17 protein-coding genes are annotated in these 15,900 nt (G+C 45.7%); 9 read left to right on the plus strand and 8 right to left on the minus strand.

The window, feature by feature from the left end; all coding sequences use genetic code 11:
• The first annotated feature begins 150 nt into the window (after nucleotides 1–150).
• Together ACIGG7_RS02315 and ACIGG7_RS02320 are read left to right on the plus strand one after the other, a co-directional pair.
• Nucleotides 151–1,794: a CoA-disulfide reductase gene (locus tag ACIGG7_RS02315; RefSeq protein ID WP_397548625.1), complete on the plus strand. Its 1,644-nt coding sequence runs from the start codon at nucleotides 151–153 to the stop codon at nucleotides 1,792–1,794.
• Nucleotides 1,795–1,942: 148 nt separating this feature from the next.
• On the plus strand, nucleotides 1,943–2,371 hold the full coding sequence (locus ACIGG7_RS02320) for a GNAT family N-acetyltransferase (RefSeq protein WP_397548626.1): 429 nt from the start codon (nucleotides 1,943–1,945) through the stop codon (nucleotides 2,369–2,371).
• A gap of 64 nt (nucleotides 2,372–2,435) precedes the next feature.
• Here ACIGG7_RS02320 and ahpF read toward each other — a convergent pair whose 3' ends face one another.
• Both ahpF and ahpC read right to left on the minus strand, forming a co-directional pair.
• A complete protein-coding gene (gene ahpF, locus ACIGG7_RS02325; RefSeq protein ID WP_397548627.1) occupies nucleotides 2,436–3,962 on the minus strand; it encodes an alkyl hydroperoxide reductase subunit F in 1,527 nt (508 codons plus the stop codon).
• A gap of 12 nt (nucleotides 3,963–3,974) precedes the next feature.
• On the minus strand, nucleotides 3,975–4,538 hold the full coding sequence (gene ahpC, locus ACIGG7_RS02330) for an alkyl hydroperoxide reductase subunit C (RefSeq protein WP_034761584.1): 564 nt from the start codon (nucleotides 4,536–4,538) through the stop codon (nucleotides 3,975–3,977).
• A gap of 140 nt (nucleotides 4,539–4,678) precedes the next feature.
• On the opposite strand from ahpC, the gene ACIGG7_RS02335 reads away from it, so the two are divergent.
• The 3 genes from ACIGG7_RS02335 to ACIGG7_RS02345 all read left to right on the plus strand — a co-directional run bounded on the left by ACIGG7_RS02335 (nucleotide 4,679) and on the right by ACIGG7_RS02345 (nucleotide 7,157).
• The gene (locus ACIGG7_RS02335) at nucleotides 4,679–5,140 is read left to right on the plus strand and encodes a geobacillin-26 family protein (protein ID WP_397548628.1); all 462 of its coding nucleotides are present in this window, start codon (nucleotides 4,679–4,681) and stop codon (nucleotides 5,138–5,140) included.
• Between the two features lie 171 nt (nucleotides 5,141–5,311).
• Nucleotides 5,312–6,583, plus strand: a complete 1,272-nt coding sequence (locus tag ACIGG7_RS02340; protein ID WP_397548629.1) for an MFS transporter — start codon at nucleotides 5,312–5,314, stop codon at nucleotides 6,581–6,583.
• On the plus strand, nucleotides 6,537–7,157 hold the full coding sequence (locus ACIGG7_RS02345) for a TetR/AcrR family transcriptional regulator (RefSeq protein WP_397548630.1): 621 nt from the start codon (nucleotides 6,537–6,539) through the stop codon (nucleotides 7,155–7,157). The genes ACIGG7_RS02340 and ACIGG7_RS02345 overlap by 47 nt, the downstream gene beginning before the upstream one ends.
• Before the next feature lie 384 nt (nucleotides 7,158–7,541).
• On the opposite strand, the gene ACIGG7_RS02350 is transcribed toward ACIGG7_RS02345, so the two are convergent.
• The 4 genes from ACIGG7_RS02350 to ACIGG7_RS02365 form a co-directional block, all read right to left on the minus strand.
• Nucleotides 7,542–8,654 (minus strand): GerAB/ArcD/ProY family transporter, encoded by a 1,113-nt coding sequence (locus ACIGG7_RS02350; protein WP_397548631.1) that lies wholly within the window; start codon nucleotides 8,652–8,654, stop codon nucleotides 7,542–7,544.
• A 20-nt stretch (nucleotides 8,655–8,674) separates the two neighbouring features.
• Entirely contained in the window at nucleotides 8,675–9,844 is a 1,170-nt protein-coding gene (locus ACIGG7_RS02355) for a Ger(x)C family spore germination protein (RefSeq protein WP_397548632.1), read from the minus strand.
• A complete protein-coding gene (locus ACIGG7_RS02360) occupies nucleotides 9,841–11,316 on the minus strand; it encodes a spore germination protein (RefSeq protein WP_397548633.1) in 1,476 nt (491 codons plus the stop codon). Before ACIGG7_RS02360 ends, ACIGG7_RS02355 begins: the two co-directional genes overlap by 4 nt.
• Before the next feature lie 150 nt (nucleotides 11,317–11,466).
• Nucleotides 11,467–12,042 (minus strand): type 1 glutamine amidotransferase family protein, encoded by a 576-nt coding sequence (locus ACIGG7_RS02365; protein ID WP_397548634.1) that lies wholly within the window; start codon nucleotides 12,040–12,042, stop codon nucleotides 11,467–11,469.
• A gap of 252 nt (nucleotides 12,043–12,294) precedes the next feature.
• Here ACIGG7_RS02365 and ACIGG7_RS02370 point away from each other — a divergent pair, with 252 nt between their 5' ends.
• The 3 genes from ACIGG7_RS02370 to ACIGG7_RS02380 are packed head-to-tail and all read left to right on the plus strand — an operon-like array spanning nucleotide 12,295 to nucleotide 13,920.
• Entirely contained in the window at nucleotides 12,295–12,720 is a 426-nt protein-coding gene (locus ACIGG7_RS02370; RefSeq protein WP_397548635.1) for a DMT family transporter, read from the plus strand.
• A gap of 12 nt (nucleotides 12,721–12,732) precedes the next feature.
• On the plus strand, nucleotides 12,733–13,431 hold the full coding sequence (locus tag ACIGG7_RS02375) for a Crp/Fnr family transcriptional regulator (RefSeq protein WP_397548636.1): 699 nt from the start codon (nucleotides 12,733–12,735) through the stop codon (nucleotides 13,429–13,431).
• A gap of 12 nt (nucleotides 13,432–13,443) precedes the next feature.
• A complete protein-coding gene (locus ACIGG7_RS02380) occupies nucleotides 13,444–13,920 on the plus strand; it encodes a DMT family transporter (protein WP_397548637.1) in 477 nt (158 codons plus the stop codon).
• A 56-nt stretch (nucleotides 13,921–13,976) separates the two neighbouring features.
• On the opposite strand, the gene ACIGG7_RS02385 is transcribed toward ACIGG7_RS02380, so the two are convergent.
• On the minus strand, nucleotides 13,977–14,753 hold the full coding sequence (locus ACIGG7_RS02385) for a phosphatidylserine decarboxylase (protein WP_397548638.1): 777 nt from the start codon (nucleotides 14,751–14,753) through the stop codon (nucleotides 13,977–13,979).
• Between the two features lie 90 nt (nucleotides 14,754–14,843).
• Here ACIGG7_RS02385 and ACIGG7_RS02390 point away from each other — a divergent pair, with 90 nt between their 5' ends.
• A complete protein-coding gene (locus ACIGG7_RS02390; protein ID WP_397548639.1) occupies nucleotides 14,844–15,035 on the plus strand; it encodes a hypothetical protein in 192 nt (63 codons plus the stop codon).
• Between the two features lie 137 nt (nucleotides 15,036–15,172).
• Here ACIGG7_RS02390 and ACIGG7_RS02395 read toward each other — a convergent pair whose 3' ends face one another.
• Nucleotides 15,173–15,850: a hypothetical protein gene (locus ACIGG7_RS02395; protein WP_397548640.1), complete on the minus strand. Its 678-nt coding sequence runs from the start codon at nucleotides 15,848–15,850 to the stop codon at nucleotides 15,173–15,175.
• Nucleotides 15,851–15,900: the final 50 nt, after the last annotated feature.

The raw sequence follows: 15,900 nt of genomic DNA on the forward strand, positions 1-15,900 counted from the left end.
TGGAGGTCCGTACCTCAATGTGTCACAAAATATACACGCAGGGGTATATTGATTTCCAGAAAAAGAGTCATATAATAAAAGTGTAAGGAATACTTATTGGATGATTTGTGAAACACTTAACAAACTTTATTCGGAAAGAGGGAAAGGGTCATGAAGAAGAAAATCGTGATTGTGGGTGGAGTTGCCGGGGGAGCCACTGCAGCAGCAAGGCTTCGCCGTTTAAGTGAGGAAAATGAGATCATCATGGTGGAAAAAGGAGAATACATTTCTTTCGCTAATTGCGGGCTACCGTATTATATCGGGGAGGTCATTACGAACAGAGAGGCACTATTGGTTCAAACTGTGGAGGGGATGTCCAAGAAGTTCAATTTGGATATTCGAAACCTTAGTGAGGTAGTGGAGATCCACCGTGACCGTAAGACCGTTTCAATTAAGAAAGTGGAAACGGGAGAGATGTATGAAGAAAGCTACGATAAACTAATCCTCTCTCCCGGTGCGCGTCCAATTGTTCCACCACTAGAAGGTCTAGAGGAAGCAAAAAATGTCTTCACTCTACGCAACGTCCCTGATACAGACCGAATCAAAGCATGGGTCGATGAAACGAAACCGGAAGAAGCGGTGATCATCGGCGGAGGATTCATCGGCCTTGAAATGGCTGAAAACCTGCATCATCGGGGAGTCAACGTGACGGTGGTGGAGCTAGGGAACCAGGTGATGGCACCGATTGATTATGAAATGGCAGCGATTGTCCACCGTGAACTGAAGAATGCCGATGTGGATTTGTACTTAAATGATGGAGTGAAAGCCTTTAAAGATAACGGACGTACCATCGTCCTTCAAAGCGGAAAGGAATTACACAGTGACCTGACCATTCTGTCCATCGGGGTCAGACCTGAAAATGAACTTGCCGGGAAAGCGGGACTTACACTTGGTGAACGCGGAGGGATTGTGGTTAATTCCCATCTTCAAACCGATGACCCTGACATCTACGCTATCGGGGATGCGATTGAAGTGAAGGATTATGTACAGGGAGTTCCTGCGATGATACCGCTTGCTTGGCCGGCGAATCGTCAGGGTAGACTAGCTGCAGATCATATCAATGGAAAAGCTGCAGAGTATAAAGGCAGTCTCGGAACATCCGTTGCTAAAGTCTTCGATTTGACCGTGGCGGCAACAGGTAATAATGAAAAAGTGTTGAATCGCCTTGGAATAGAATATGAAGCGGTGCACATTCATCCAAACTCCAATGCAACGTACTATCCAGGAGGAAGTCAGCTTTCTCTAAAATTACTATTCCATCCTGAAACAGGTGAGATATTCGGTGCCCAGGCCGTCGGATACAAGGGAGTGGAGAAACGGATCGACGTCATCGCAACCGCCATCAAAGGGAAGTTGAAGGTATGGGACTTGGCCGATCTTGAGCTTGCCTATGCCCCTCCTTATTCATCTGCCAAAGACCCAGTCAACATGGCAGGGTATGTAGCAGGAAATGTTGTCGATGGTGAACTGAGCGTTGTGCATCATCACGAGATTGATGACATCGTTAAAAAAGGCGGGTATCTCCTGGACGTGAGGGAGCCGGAAGAAAGAGAGTGTGGCTTCATCATGGGATCTGTTAATATTCCACTCGGACAGCTGCGGGACAGGTTGGATGAACTCCCTGAACAGCAGCACATCTACATCAACTGCCAAGTAGGATTAAGAGGATATCTTGCAACCAAAATCCTCACCAACAACGGTTTCCAAGTCAGCAATCTGAGCGGCGGCTACAAAACATATGTATTGGGAAAATAAAATCGGAGGGACGGACCTTCTGTTTCGGTGAAACAGAGGTCCGTCCCTCAATTATTTTAGAAACTAATGGATTGTGGATATGTTAAAATTTACTAGAATGCAGTTGGCATTTTGATTTTTATAGATGATTCATAAAGAGGGATGAGAGATGGAAACCATTAAAGAACTTCAAACTCGGAGTGAAATAATTCAAGCCTACCCGGTTATGCATGAGTTACGTACTGATTTGTCGGAAGAAACGTATCTGGCATTGTTCGGGGAGATGGGGAAAGAGGGGTATCGTTTATTCGCTTTGTATGTGGATGAAGAGATCGTTTCCCTCACCGGCATCGGGGAGCGTGTCAATTTTTACAACAAACATCATATTTACATTTATGATTTGATTACGTCACCCAACCACCGTTCCAAGGGATATGGAAAGCTGTTATTAGAGTATGTACATCGATTGGCAGGTGAACTCGGGGTAGAGTATGTGGCCCTGGAGTCTGGACTTGCAAGAAGAGATGCCCACAGATTTTATGAAGAAAAACTGGGATATGAGAAATGGTGTTATTCGTTTCGTAAGAAGTTGTCCTGAATACAAGAAGGTCCGTCCCTTGTTTCAAGGGACGGACCTCTAATATCCAACATCATATGTCCAGTTAGTTCCGAATCAGATAGTCAAACGCGCCAAGTGCAGCGGTTGCTCCTGATCCCATGGAGATGATGATTTGGTTGTAGGCACTGTCTGTACAGTCTCCTGCGGCGAATACGCCAGGGACGTTGGTGGCACCGTGTTTGTCCACGATGATTTCACCGAATTTCGTGCGTTCTACAAGATCGCCGAGCCAGTCTGTGTTAGGAACAAGACCGATTTGGACGAATACGCCTTGCAGTTCGACGTGTTTCTCTTCACGAGTATCACGCTCGGTGTAGGTAATGCCGTTCACCTTATCCGTACCCGTGATCTCCTGCGTTTGAGCGTTCGTGATCACTGTCACGTTCGGCAAGCTGTAAAGACGTTTTTGCAGCACGTCGTCGGCTTTCAGTTCTGAGTTGAACTCAAGGACCGTTACGTGCTTGACGATTCCTGCAAGGTCGATGGCTGCTTCGACACCGGAGTTTCCTCCGCCGATGACAGCGACATCTTTCCCTTCGAACAGAGGTCCGTCACAGTGAGGGCAGTATGCCACTCCTTTGTTTTTGAACTTCTCTTCACCAGGAACGCCGATGTTGCGCCAGCGTGCACCTGTTGAGATGATCAAACTTTTACTCTTCAGGACAGCACCGTTTTCAAGCTCAAGCTCCACAAGGTCTTTTTTCTCGAGGCGGCTTGCACGCTGAAGATTCATGACATCAATGCCATAGTCCTTCACATGCTCTTCAAGACTCGCCACAAGTTTAGGACCTTCCGTCTGCTTCACGCTGATGAAGTTCTCGATGCTCATCGTGTCAAGGACCTGACCACCGAAGCGTTCTGCGACGATTCCTGTACGGATTCCTTTACGTGCAGCATAAATAGCCGCACTGGCACCAGCAGGACCGCCACCTACGACAAGGACGTCATATGGGTCTTTATCCGATAGCTCATCGGCACTTGGACCTTCTACAATTTTAGATAAAATTTCTTCTAAGCTCGTGCGCCCACCGTTAAAGAATTCCGCATTCAGGTAGACAGCAGGGACTGCCATAACGTTCTTGCGTTCCACTTCTTCCTTGAAGGCAGCTCCGTCAATCATCGTGTGCGTGATGTTCGGGTTCAGGACACTCATGATGTTCAGTGCCTGCACGACATCAGGGCAGTTATGACAGCTTAGGCTGACATACGTCTCGAAGTGGTGTTCGCCTTTGACACTCTTGATCTGGTCAATGACGCTTTGATCCACTTTCGGTGCTCTGCCGCTCACTTGAAGAAGGGCTAGAACCAAGGATGTGAATTCATGCCCAAGAGGGATCCCGGCAAAAATGATGCCGGTTTCCTCACCAGGACGATTCACGCTGAAGCTAGGTGTTCTTGTCAGTTCAGTGTGTTCAACACTGATGCGTGATGACATGGAAGATAGCTCATCAACAAGAGCCACCATATCCTTTGAAATGTCATCTTCTCCTGCGCTGACTTTCAGGACGATGTCGCCTTCCATCATCTGCAGGTACTGTTCTAATTGTGCTTTAATATCTGCTTCGAGCATGCGTAGCACTCCTTATAATTTACCAACTAGATCAAGGCTTGGCTTAAGAGTTTCAGAACCTTCCTGCCATTTAGCCGGGCAAACTTCGCCTGGGTTGTTACGTACATATTGTGCAGCCTTGATTTTGCTTACTAAGATGTCTGCGTCACGGCCGATTCCGCCAGCGTTGATTTCAACTGCTTGGATGACACCATCTGGATCGATGATGAATGTTCCGCGGTCAGCAAGACCATCTTCTTCATTAAGTACATCGAAACCGCGAGTGATGCGTTGAGACGGATCACCGATCATTGCGTATTTGATTTTACCGATTTTTTCAGAGCTGTCGTGCCAGCCTTTATGTGTAAAGTGCGTGTCCGTAGAAACAGAATATACCTCTACGCCAAGCTCTTTAAGTGTTTCGTAGTTATTTTGAAGGTCTTCAAGTTCTGTCGGGCATACAAATGTGAAGTCTGCAGGGTAGAAGCAGAAAATGCTCCATTGACCTTTTAGGCTTTCGTCTGTAACAGTGATGAACTCACCATCTTTGAATGCTTCTGCTTTAAATGGTACGACTTGTGAACCGATTAATGACATAGTGTAAATTCCTCCTAAGTAGTGGTGTTTGATTGAGAATCATTAACAGATTGTAATAATTCTAATTCGATATTCATTATTATATATTTACGTTTTTTTGTCAAGGGAAAAGCTTCTATATTTAGAAAAGGGGGATTTTCATGTTCAAAAACGCAATGATAATAGTATTCCTGCTCGCTTTGTTTCCTATGCAGGTCAATGCTGCTACATCAAAGGTTATAGTAGAGGGAAGTGCGGGTGGTTTCCATTATAAAATGATCAAGGAAGACCGTACGATATTTTGGGAAATTGGTTCTGAGAAACATGAGAAGACGTTCAAGCAAAACAGTGAGAATAAAGGATATGTGGAGAGTTTTCGGGAAGCTGTGAGTGAAGCAGAAGTTCACCGTTTTACTCTGGTGGCATCGGCTGGGTATTTTGTTTTTGTCGGGATTATAGCATGGATACTTTATAAAAAAAGAAGGAATATCTTTTGGAAATTGAGATTGTTCATTGCCTTTCTGGCTTGTGGTGCGGTTTATTTTGCGGTTACGAATTATATCGAAATGCAGGCAGCGCTTCAGGATGCAGGATATTATTATGGAGTGCTGCTGGTGGAGTAAAGTCAGACATACTGATTGAGGAATAAGAAGATCTCCTTTTCACTATGATGAAGAGTGGGTTTATTGATTATTTTTAGAAAATTTTAAAAAGTAGGTTGCAAAATGACACTGGTGTCGATATAATGAGATTAACAAAACGACACTAATGTCATTTTAAAAGGGGAGATTCAAATGGAGAACTCTTTACGAAAAAACAAATCGTTCATCACACTGATGACGGCACAGGCCATTTCGGGTCTTGGGGATTGGTTGAGTATTGTGGCGATCATTACGCTGGTCGGGTTAAAATGGGAAGCAACACCGATGCAGATGTCATTGATCATTTTGAGTCTGGCATTGCCGATGGCTCTCCTTGGACCGGTCACGGGTACAATTGCTGACCGGATGGAACGGAAGACGCTGATGGTGTTTTCCGATGTGGTGAGGGGTGTATTGATTCTGCTCCTGACCCTGGCGACGAATGTGTGGATGGTATATGGATGCTTGTTTCTGACGGGGATGTTCTCCTCGGTCTTCATTCCAGCGAAGAATGGGAAGTTGAAGGAACTGGTGGCCAACGAGAACATCAAAGGGGCCATGTCGCTTTCATCTACAATCGATTCAGGCACTAAGGTCATCGGTCCACTTGTGAGCGGGATCCTCGTATCACTGATCGGCACATACAACGTCTTTTATCTGGATTCCGCCACCTTCTTCCTATCGGCAATCCTCATCTTCCTGTTGCCGAAAGCCGTCAAGGAAGTGGAAGTAGAAGTAGAAGTCGAGAAGAGGGACGGACCTTCCTTCAAAGAAGAAGTCAAAGTCGGATTTTCGTTCATTAAGAAAAGCAGCTTCTTATTATATGGATTGTTTTTGCTGGGGGTCAGTTTATTGATTCTGCAGTTATCGGATTCACAGTTCATTGTTTTGCTTCGTCAATTGACGGACGTTTCACCTAATCTCCTCGGGTATTTGGTGTCGAGTGCAGGTGTCGGGATGCTGCTAACAGGAATTTATCTTTCAAGGAAAACCGAGTACAATGCTTTTGTCTTGATGTGTATCGGAGTGCTTGGGATCGGTCTTGGATTTGGATTGATGGGGGTTCTGACGTATTTTGACCTGAGTTTGTCGATGCTCTGGGTGCCCGCTCTTGGTCTAATGGCAGGAGCATCTGCCGGCTTCGTCTTCATCCCGTTTCAGGCAGCGACCCAGGAGAAAACGCCCGTTCACATGACGGGTAGGGTATTCGGCGTCGTCAACAGCACGACGACAACGGCGACGATCATAGGTCCGCTGGCCGGGGGAGCCCTTGCCACGTTGATCGGCATTATCCCGTCCTTTATCGTGACCGGGTCATTGTTGATCGTATTATTCTTCATATCTATCGCAGTTAAAAATAAAGTAGAGGAGGAGCCAGATGTCACCGAAAGTCAGTCAGGAACACAAGGAGCAGCGCCGCTCTAACTTATTGCAGGCCGCCCGTGACGTTTTCATCGAGCATGGATATGAAAACACCACGATGAAGCACGTCATGGAGAAGGCAGGTGTCAGCAGGGGCGGATTGTATCAATACTTTGAAAATAAAGAGGATCTCTTTGAAGCCTTGATCGAAGCAGAGCAGGTGGAGGTCATCGAGGGAAGCGTCCAGGCGATGCTGAAACAGCAAGGGAGTTATTGGGACGTTCTGCTTATGAGCTTTCTCGGGGAAAGTAAGAAGGCAACGAATGAGATGGATGCCCTCGCCCCTTCCAAGCTTGAATACTTCATCACGGGACGGAATGATGAGAGGAAGAAGGAACACGCGAGGAAACGATTTGCTCAGGCGTATCAGATGACTGTCAACATCATCGAAGAAGGTGTTAAAGCGGGGGAGTTCTCTCCTAGGTTTGATCCAGAGGTGATGGCAAAGGCTATCATCTCCCATATAGATGGGATGGCAATGGATCATGCCATTCTGGATTCTGAGACGATTCAGCTGAAAGAGCAGACGGAGTTGTTAATAGGATATTTGAAGTGGGGATTGGGTGTAGTGGAGTAGGATGGGGACAGATGAAATATTGGATGTTTCGCTGATATAATTGAGATTTCGCTGATATAATTCGGGTTTCGTAGATATAATTGAGATATCGCCGATAAAATCCGGAAATCGCCGTTAAAATTGAGATATCGCCGATAAAATCCGGAAATCGCCGTTAAAATTGAGATATCGCTGATAAAATCCGGAAATCGCCGTTAAAATTGAGATATCGCCGTTAAAATTGAGATATCGCCGATAAAATCCAGATATCGCCGTTAAATTTAAAATATCGCCGATATCCAAAATATCGCCGATAAACCCTTCATCATGAAGTCCCACCAACGTACTAAGGGGACAGGTACCACGGACCAATCCGGTCCACGGTGCCTGTCCCCTTGGCTTTTTTTATCCTGAACGCTGTTCTCCCTTCCCCTTTCTCGTTTTCCAAAACACGACCACCCCCAATAGAAACGGCAGGACGAATTGAATCGGAATATGAAGATAATATGGGACAAGCTTCAAACCAACATATAAATGCTCGGCAATGTCTCGGCTTCGATGGAGGGACAGGAGATACACGGCCGCCATTAAGAGGAAGACGTGCCAATTCTTCTGTTTCATTTTGAACAGCTGGGTGAGGACGACTCGTGCAGCATACATGAAGACGGAGACTTTTATGAAACCTCCTCCGATTAACAGGAGGTAGGTGAAGATTTCCATATGCTCGATGATCCCTAAGTATGTGACCAATTCCATCGCTTTTACAAAAGGGAAGTAATAGGTGTTGGCGAAGGGAGCATGCAGGATCCCGATGACCAGTTCCATAGTGATCATAATGATCACGCCGGCAGTGACGATTGGAATCCAAACGACTTTTTGCAGCTTTTCTTTTTGGGCAGTGAATGGAAGCAACACGAGAAATACGACCAGTTCTCCGTATGGAAAAGTCAGTCCTGTCGGGAAAATCATGGTCCTGATTGGTTTCCAACCATGTGAGAAAAGAGGGAGCAGGTACCGTGCCTGAAATTCTTCCGAGAAGAAACCGAGCAGCCACAATATGACCAGGATCAAAAAGGAAAAGAAGGTCATGATCACTGCGCTTCTCGCAATCGCCTCGATCCCAAGCATCACACTATAGCCGACAATGAGCAAAAAAGGAACAGAAGCAATCCAGTTTGGGGCATCGGGATAAAGAATCTGAGTAGTGAAAAAGGCAAAGTCATTCATGACCCTGGCTGCTATGTAAAGAAAGTAAAAACTAAAAATGAAAGCAATGATCTTGGCCAAAAAGGAACCGAACCCCATTTGCAATAGGGGCACAAATTCCTTCCATGAGCTTTTCTTTACGATAAGAAGATAGAAGTAGAATAAGATGATCCCAAATCCAATTTCCATCGCAACGGCCCAAATGCTGTCTTCCATGGCGGTGAAGTTCAGGCCGACCACAATGGTACTTCCAGTAAGAAAAAGAAGCATCATGGAACATACTTCAAGCGTGGACATAGATACCTTATTCATGTTTTCCTCCTCCTTTTGTATTATTGTTTAATATGGCCGAATCGAATGAATTCGACATTGACACTGGTGTCCACACTTACATTCGATAGAAAATCTTGCTCGTTCCGCTTTTTTGCCCAAATCTTCGGCTCCTGACGGTAAAGGGCATCTTTCAGTCCAAGTACGTCTGTGCCTTCTTCCTGTGCCTTTTTGATGACAGAATCGATATCAGCCTTGATTTTTTTCTCCAATTGAGACTCCAGTGTTTTGTTAAGTGAGAGCTTTGTCAGATCCTTCCCGCACCCGATTTGCTCGAGATTTCCTTTGACCAGCACTTTTAAGCGGAATGAGACCGGCTGGGTTTCTGCTTTCAGGGAGGAGGAAGTGGAAATTGTATTCATCGTGAATTCATCATCTGAATCCGGACATGGAGCAGATATATTTACGACCTGGTCTATTCCTTTCATAAGAGCCAACGTATTGCTTTCTTCATTGGTTAAGTAGGAAGACATCTTCTCTCCTTTAAATGTGGCAAACCCTTCAAGAGAAATATGGGCGGCTGGGGAAAACTCCTCTATATTCCCCTTGGTCATGCCTTTATCGATATCGCCGTGAATCTCCACATAAGGGATGATGATATCCGACGTATGGTCTGTTAAATAACTTAGGATCCGTTCCGATGAAGAGTTCACTAGATTTCCCCAGACTTCTTTCGAATTTTTCAGCATCGTATTCGTATATAAGGCGGTCAGTTTCTCCTGGGGGGTGAACAATGTTAAAAATAATTCGGGACGATCATTTTTGACAATGATAGTGTTAATGCTCGCCGGAACCCTGGGATTGCGGACGAGAAAATCCAATGTTTCATTCAAGCCTTCCTGTTTTACAAGTCTTTCGCTCAAGGTAACCACTTGTAGAGTATCGAGAATCGGCTCTTTCAACGTTTCTTTCTTGATTTTTTCGATGGCTTCCGGTATGGTTTTGCCTTTTTGGGTGTAGGTGAATCCGCCTGTCGGATCCACTGAATTCTTCTGGTTGGCCGAAGGGTTGAAAACCTGCAGGGTAACGACATACTGGTCATCCAATTGATCAATCCCGAGGCCAGACACCAGTTCGACTTCATTTAATTGGCTATTCTTTATATATCCCACAATAATCGATCCCAACAGGATGAACAAAATGGTGATGAGACGCAATTTGGATAAATTCACGAGTCATTCTCCTTTTTCGACTGATCTTCCATTTGTTCCTCTTTATGAAATGCGGGAATGGACTGGTTAATTTCAGGTATTGGCTTACGGATGAAGACATCCTTTTGCAAATCCCGTCGTGTAAAGGGTGAGATCGGTGCAAGGTACGGGACCGAGAATGATCTCAGGTAGCAGAGATGAACCAATAACATTAATGTGAATAAGGCAATTCCGTATAATCCAAGCAAAGCTCCAATCAAGATCAAACTGATTTTAAGAATCCTAACGGAATAATTCATGGAGGCAATTGGGATGATGCTAGAATAGATGAACGAAATACTGATGATCACCAGAGTGATGGGCTGTACGAGCTGTGCTTCCACGGATGCCTGGCCGAAAACGATGGCACCAAACAGAGAGATGGTGATGACAAGATTCTGTGGTAGACGGCTCGAGCCTTCATAGATGGCATCGGTCAGACTTAATACAAGAAGTGTTTCAAAAACGGTGGGAAACGGGACGGACTGCTGCTGTGCCGTGAAACCCACCAATAAATTTACCGGCAGAAGACCTTTATGAAAGGTTGTGAATGCCACATACAAGGCAGGGATATAGAGCGATAACCAGAAGAAAATAAATCGTAATGGCCGTACGTATTTGGTGGCTTCGCTGTTTAAGTAATAATCATCTGGCGATTGGAAGAACTGAATAAGAACAGCCGGCGCAATTAGAACGAACGGGGTTCCATCTACGACGATGCACACCCGACCCTCAAGGATTTCCGCTGCTGCCACATCCGGCCTGTCAGAGTTCAAGACCAAGGGAAAAAGCGATTTTGACTCTTTTGTCAAATACTCGGTAATATAATTCGAACCGATGACAGAATCATACGGCATCTCGTTTAGCTTCTCTTTAATGCTGGATAAAATCTCGGAATCGACCTTGTTCTCCAGGTAAACAAGCGTGACGGACGTATTGGTGATCTTCCCGTAAGTTTGGGTGTCAACCTTTAGCGTCGGATTTTTGATGTATTTCCGAATAAGGGCTACATTCCCGCTTCGGCTCTCGGTAAAGCCGACATCCGGCCCCTGGACAGTGCGTTGTCCCTTAGGATTGGAGAGGGACCGTTCCATCCATTTTGATGTATCTGCAGAGAGAACGTCCGCTTCGCCTTCAAAAAGGATGACAGTGGCACCATTCACCAGCTTTTCAATGACCTTGCTCGTGTCTTGAACGATCTCTATATCTCTAACCTGAAGGACCTCTTGGATTAGAAAAGGGAAGGAAAACTCCTCTTTCTCAGGCACTGATTTTTGCAGCAAAGGTTCGATAATATGTTCCTGAATGGACATCGTATCCACAATGTTTTCTATGTAAAGCAGGCAGGCTGAAAGGTGACCGCCGGGTAGCTTTAAATACCGGGATTTAACATCCGAGCTTTCCCCGAAGGATGCAAGAAGGCCTGAGACTCTTTCTGCTAAGTTCTGATTCATTACGCTCACCCTTTTGGTAGTGTCAATAGGATAGTATGCGCTGAAGGGGTGTAAGTCATTCTTACGATAGTTGAAATGGTGAAAGGAATCCAAGGTACATGTCCCGCGGGCTTTTATTGAAAAAGAGCCAGGGTATCCTGGCTCTTTCTTCTATTCCTGGACGGACCCGATTTTAAAGAGTTCATACCATCCTTGAATGTCTTTCTCCTCACACACATTCAATTCCAGTAAAATGTTTCTTGAAAATTCGAGTGCTGCGGTTCCATTCGCCGTGATCAGCCCATTGTCGCGTACCGATGGTTTGGCAATGTAGTGTTCCTCGCCGCGATATTGAGGCGCTCCCTCTTTTAAATAAGGAAGAGAATTTCCCGTATGCTTATGGTGATCGAGGAATCCGTGTATGCCAAGGAATGTCGTGGCATCACAAATGGCCGCGACTGGGATGTTTTTTTCGAAGCAATCCTGTACAATCTTCTTTACCTGTTGATTCTTTTCTTCGCGCCATGTGGTTCCGCCTGGCATGATCAACATGCTGAAGTCCGATGGCGCATCCTCCAAGCTGTAATCGGGAAGAACCTTCAATCCTCCCATGGAAACCTTAGGCTCCTTATCGATGGCAATCGTTTGAACCTGATAGCCCGTCCACGATTTGTTCAACTCCGCCGTGACGTAACTTGCTTCCCAATCGGCGAAGCCGTCTGTGATAAACACCAACACTCTTTTCAAATGCATCCCCTCCTTGTTATATTTTACCATAGGGGTTGACTGCGAGAGAGGGATGACTTAGTAAATTTGAAATCGCTGATAAAATGGGGATTTCGCTGATATATCGAAAATTTCGCTGATAAATGAGAAAGAGGCAAGAAATATCATATGTAAACGCATACCCAATCCCCCATCTGCGCACCCTTAGGACATATGTCCTTTCACAAAACCCCAACCTCCTATTAAATAGAACAAAGAATAGGAGGATGAACGATGAAAGGTGCTTTATTTGCTCTGTTAGGAGGACTTTGCATCACGATGCAGGGGATCTTCAATGCACGGATGAGTGACGCGATCGGCGGGTGGCATACGACTTCGATGGTCCACCTGGTGGCGTTTATTATATCGATGACCATATATATGAAAGTCAGGGATGGTAAAGGAAAGAGTTTCAGGCAGGTGCCGTTCCTGTATTTGATCGGTGGCACGTTCGGAGTGATCGTGGTGTTCTCGGAACTGACGGCGATCCACAGTATCGGGCCGGCAGCGGCGATCGCAATCTTGCTCGTCGCACAGATCGGAACGGCCTTCCTCATTGAATCAAGGGGATGGTTCGGTGAAAAGAAGATCCCTGTAACAACGAGGCAGGTTGTCGGACTCACGATGATGCTTGCAGGAGTCATTCTGTTTCAATTGTAGAAAAGGAGTCTGATGATGAAAGAAATCCAAGGTGCTCAACCAGACCGCTATATTACACAGTTTGAGCTGGACGATTTATTTCCAGCTGATTTCAGAAAAAAGATCAACATGTACTCTTTTGAAAAAGGAGACGTTTTATTTTCCACAGGAGAAGAGCTCGACGAACTGTATTTTCTCATGGAAGGGAAAATTAAGATCTTCACCCATTCACCGGAAGGAAAGCTGTTAATCAACCGATTCAAACGGCCCCTTGCCCTGATTGGGGATGTGGAATATTCAAAAGGCACTGCGGTTCTTAATTCGGTGGAAGCCGTTACGGACGGGGTGTTCCTGTCAGTAGGTTTTACCGATTTGGCAAGGCTAGAGAAAGAGAACCCGGCGATCATGCGCTTTCTGTTTGATACCGTGGCCCACAAGTTTTATACCGAAATGAGTATCACAAGCATGCATATGCTGTATCCCGTCGAAGTAAGGCTCGCAAGCTACTTGCTATCCATTTCCGAAGCAGGCGAAGGGACCATGTTTCATCAGGAAATGCATACGTCCAATCTCATGGAGCTTGCCGAATGGATCGGCACAAGCTACCGCCACCTGAACCGGGTGCTGAAGAAGATGGCAACGGACGGTCTCATCGAACGGGTAAACGGCTCCATCACCATTAAGGACCTTGCGCAACTCAGCATCCTTGGAAAAGGAAACATCTACGAATAAGGAGGAACTCATATGTTCGGAATCGGATTAGCCATCATAGCAGGCATCCTGATCAGTCTGCAAAACGTATTCAACGCCCGTGTCAGTGAAAAAACAGGCCCATGGGCGACCACGAGTCTTGTCCTCGGACTCGGCCTCGTGTGTTCCCTGCCGGTTTTCTATACAATGGAAGATAAAAGTCTCTTGGACTTCAGCGGTGTGAATCCCGTGTTTCTTTTTAGCGGAGTGTTCGGTGTCGGAATCGTGTTCTTTCTCATGAGGGGAGTCACGCTGATCGGACCGGCGTATGCGATTTCCATTGCGCTTATTTCACAAATCACCATCGCGTTCATGGTCAACACAGGAGGCTGGTTCGGGTTTGAACCGTCTTCATTGTCCTGGGAGAAACTTCTCGGGATTGTCCTGTTGATTGGCGGGGTGTTGGTGTATAAGCTGGAGAAGCAGAATGAGGAGCAGATTGAAGAAGAAAGAGAAAGTATAGGGGCGTGATGCCCAATAACATAGAGAAGGCGCATGCTCCTTAATGGGGGCATGCGCCTTTTCGTCTATGAATGCCACTTTCCAATTTCCTCACCCATCCTCACCGGGCCTTTTTCCCGGGTGAAGATGAACTTCCCTTTAGGAACACAGATGACGACCGTAGAGCCAAATGAGAAGTACCCATACGAATCACCGCGATGAACGGTGTCCGCTTCATTCGTCCGCACGATCGAGTTCACATTCAGTGCCCCGACCATGACGTGGGCAAGAGGAGATCCTGCCACATCGAACCGGGAGACAAGTCGATAATTCCGGGTTAGGGGACGGAGACCGTGCTGCAGTCCGAGCTCGTTCACGGGATCTGCGTGTTTCCCGAGCGTGTAGACTTCCTCCACTTTCCCATCGATCGGTACATGAACGCGGTGGTAATCAGTCGGGCTCAAGTAGAAGATGAGAACCTGTCCGCCCGCGTAGGGTGCTGCTTTCTCTTTAGATCCCAATAGTTCTTCCACCGTATAATCCTGACCTTTGACCATAAACGTGCTCTCCGGGGTCAAATCGTCGACGACAGAAAGATATCCGTCGCACGGACTGACGAAAGCATCGGGGGAATCGGCGACCGGTCGCGCACCAGGCTTTAATTCCCGTGTGAAAATATCATGAAGGGTGCCATAGTCACGGAGTCCCCGTGTGGCTTCGTCCATATTCAGCTTATAGAGTTTGGCAAAAGAGGCGATGAACGGTTTGCTCACTTTTGATTGAGCGAATCGTCGTAGTCCATTTGCGATGACGGGATGTCCGTTCAATTCGAATACTTTTCGATAAAATGTGGTCCTAATCATGTATGGTCACGTCCTTTAAGGGATGGTATGAGTGTTCCTTCATCCGTCTGTTCGATTTGTTGATAATAATGGAGGAAGGGGGATTTGTCAATGGATTTGTGGGGAAGAGGTGGTGGGATGAAAAAGGATCCGGATGGCGTTATTTTGTCTGCTTTTGGAGGGGAAGGTCTTTGGATGGTCTGTTTTAGCTGGAGTGGTATCTTGAAAGGGTCTCAGATGGCTGGATTTGAAGTGTCATTCTTGATGAGTACGGTCTTCGCAGAGGAATTAAACGGGTTTTGACTTTTTTTAAACCGGTTTCCTGATTATTAATCCTCAAATGAATGTATTCATCCTGAATTCTCATTTATTAATCCAAAAATACAATAATTAATCCTCCGTGTCGAATTTTCTTTAATCTAACTAAAAAGCCCCTCTCATCAACGGATAGGGGGGACTTTGATTGAAAAAAATTGCTCTTTTACAAATTGATATTCCTCTTTTGAACTCCTCAGCAGACCATACCTGACTTTATCATAAATGGGAATGATCTCGGTTGGTCCTTCGATTCTCTTAAACCATTCAGATAGTGTTTCGTGATGCCGTTTCTTTTGAGAAGCGGATAAACGCTGCTCCCATTTTATGAGTAAGACCCTGACCTCATCCAAATCTTGAAACGACAGTGGTTCTGGAATATCCTCCTCATACACATCCGTTTTAGGTAAAGGGGTGCGTTGCTCCATGACATTTTCCTGTGACTCATCCCGATGCTTTTTGCGTCTTTTAGCTAAGAAATAAAGTAATAGGAGCACCAGTACTATGGCTCCAATGGCAGCTTTCTTACGTGATCCACCTTTGTTTCGGAAGTCTGCTACTAGATCGGGGCCACCTATGATTCTATACAAAACTCTCCATTTAGGTAGTTCTCCATTCCATTCCTCCCACTTCGAATTTGAATTTACATTGACAGGGGGAGCGTCTGATTCCATGACTTTCTCTTCGACTGAAAAATGAGATTTGATTTTATGGGCCATCGACATGGATGAAAGTGTAAACAAATATCCTATACAGGAGCTGAGCAATAAAAAGAGAAGGGTGAAGAATAATTTCTTCTTCATGGATTTCCCCCTTACTACGTGTTTGTAAGATAATGGTAACAAAATCCAAA

The organism is Rossellomorea sp. NPDC077527, assembly GCF_044542955.1.
Taxonomy (GTDB): domain Bacteria; phylum Bacillota; class Bacilli; order Bacillales; family Bacillaceae_B; genus Rossellomorea; species Rossellomorea aquimaris_E.

Bases quoted from the DNA above. Each gene is read 5' to 3' on its own strand.
- ACIGG7_RS02345 (WP_397548630.1), top strand. From the start codon at position 6,537: ATGTCACCGAAAGTCAGTCAGGAACACAAGGAGCAGCGCCGCTCTAAC.
- ahpF (WP_397548627.1), bottom strand. From the start codon at position 3,962: ATGCTCGAAGCAGATATTAAAGCACAATTAGAACAGTACCTGCAGATG.
- ACIGG7_RS02360 (WP_397548633.1), bottom strand. From the start codon at position 11,316: ATGAATCAGAACTTAGCAGAAAGAGTCTCAGGCCTTCTTGCATCCTTC.
- ACIGG7_RS02340 (WP_397548629.1), top strand. From the start codon at position 5,312: ATGGAGAACTCTTTACGAAAAAACAAATCGTTCATCACACTGATGACG.
- ACIGG7_RS02390 (WP_397548639.1), top strand. From the start codon at position 14,844: ATGGATTTGTGGGGAAGAGGTGGTGGGATGAAAAAGGATCCGGATGGC.
- ACIGG7_RS02395 (WP_397548640.1), bottom strand. From the start codon at position 15,850: ATGAAGAAGAAATTATTCTTCACCCTTCTCTTTTTATTGCTCAGCTCC.
- ACIGG7_RS02350 (WP_397548631.1), bottom strand. From the start codon at position 8,654: ATGAATAAGGTATCTATGTCCACGCTTGAAGTATGTTCCATGATGCTT.
- ACIGG7_RS02315 (WP_397548625.1), top strand. From the start codon at position 151: ATGAAGAAGAAAATCGTGATTGTGGGTGGAGTTGCCGGGGGAGCCACT.
- ahpC (WP_034761584.1), bottom strand. From the start codon at position 4,538: ATGTCATTAATCGGTTCACAAGTCGTACCATTTAAAGCAGAAGCATTC.
- ACIGG7_RS02370 (WP_397548635.1), top strand. From the start codon at position 12,295: ATGAAAGGTGCTTTATTTGCTCTGTTAGGAGGACTTTGCATCACGATG.
- ACIGG7_RS02335 (WP_397548628.1), top strand. From the start codon at position 4,679: ATGTTCAAAAACGCAATGATAATAGTATTCCTGCTCGCTTTGTTTCCT.
- ACIGG7_RS02320 (WP_397548626.1), top strand. From the start codon at position 1,943: ATGGAAACCATTAAAGAACTTCAAACTCGGAGTGAAATAATTCAAGCC.
- ACIGG7_RS02380 (WP_397548637.1), top strand. From the start codon at position 13,444: ATGTTCGGAATCGGATTAGCCATCATAGCAGGCATCCTGATCAGTCTG.
- ACIGG7_RS02375 (WP_397548636.1), top strand. From the start codon at position 12,733: ATGATGAAAGAAATCCAAGGTGCTCAACCAGACCGCTATATTACACAG.
- ACIGG7_RS02385 (WP_397548638.1), bottom strand. From the start codon at position 14,753: ATGATTAGGACCACATTTTATCGAAAAGTATTCGAATTGAACGGACAT.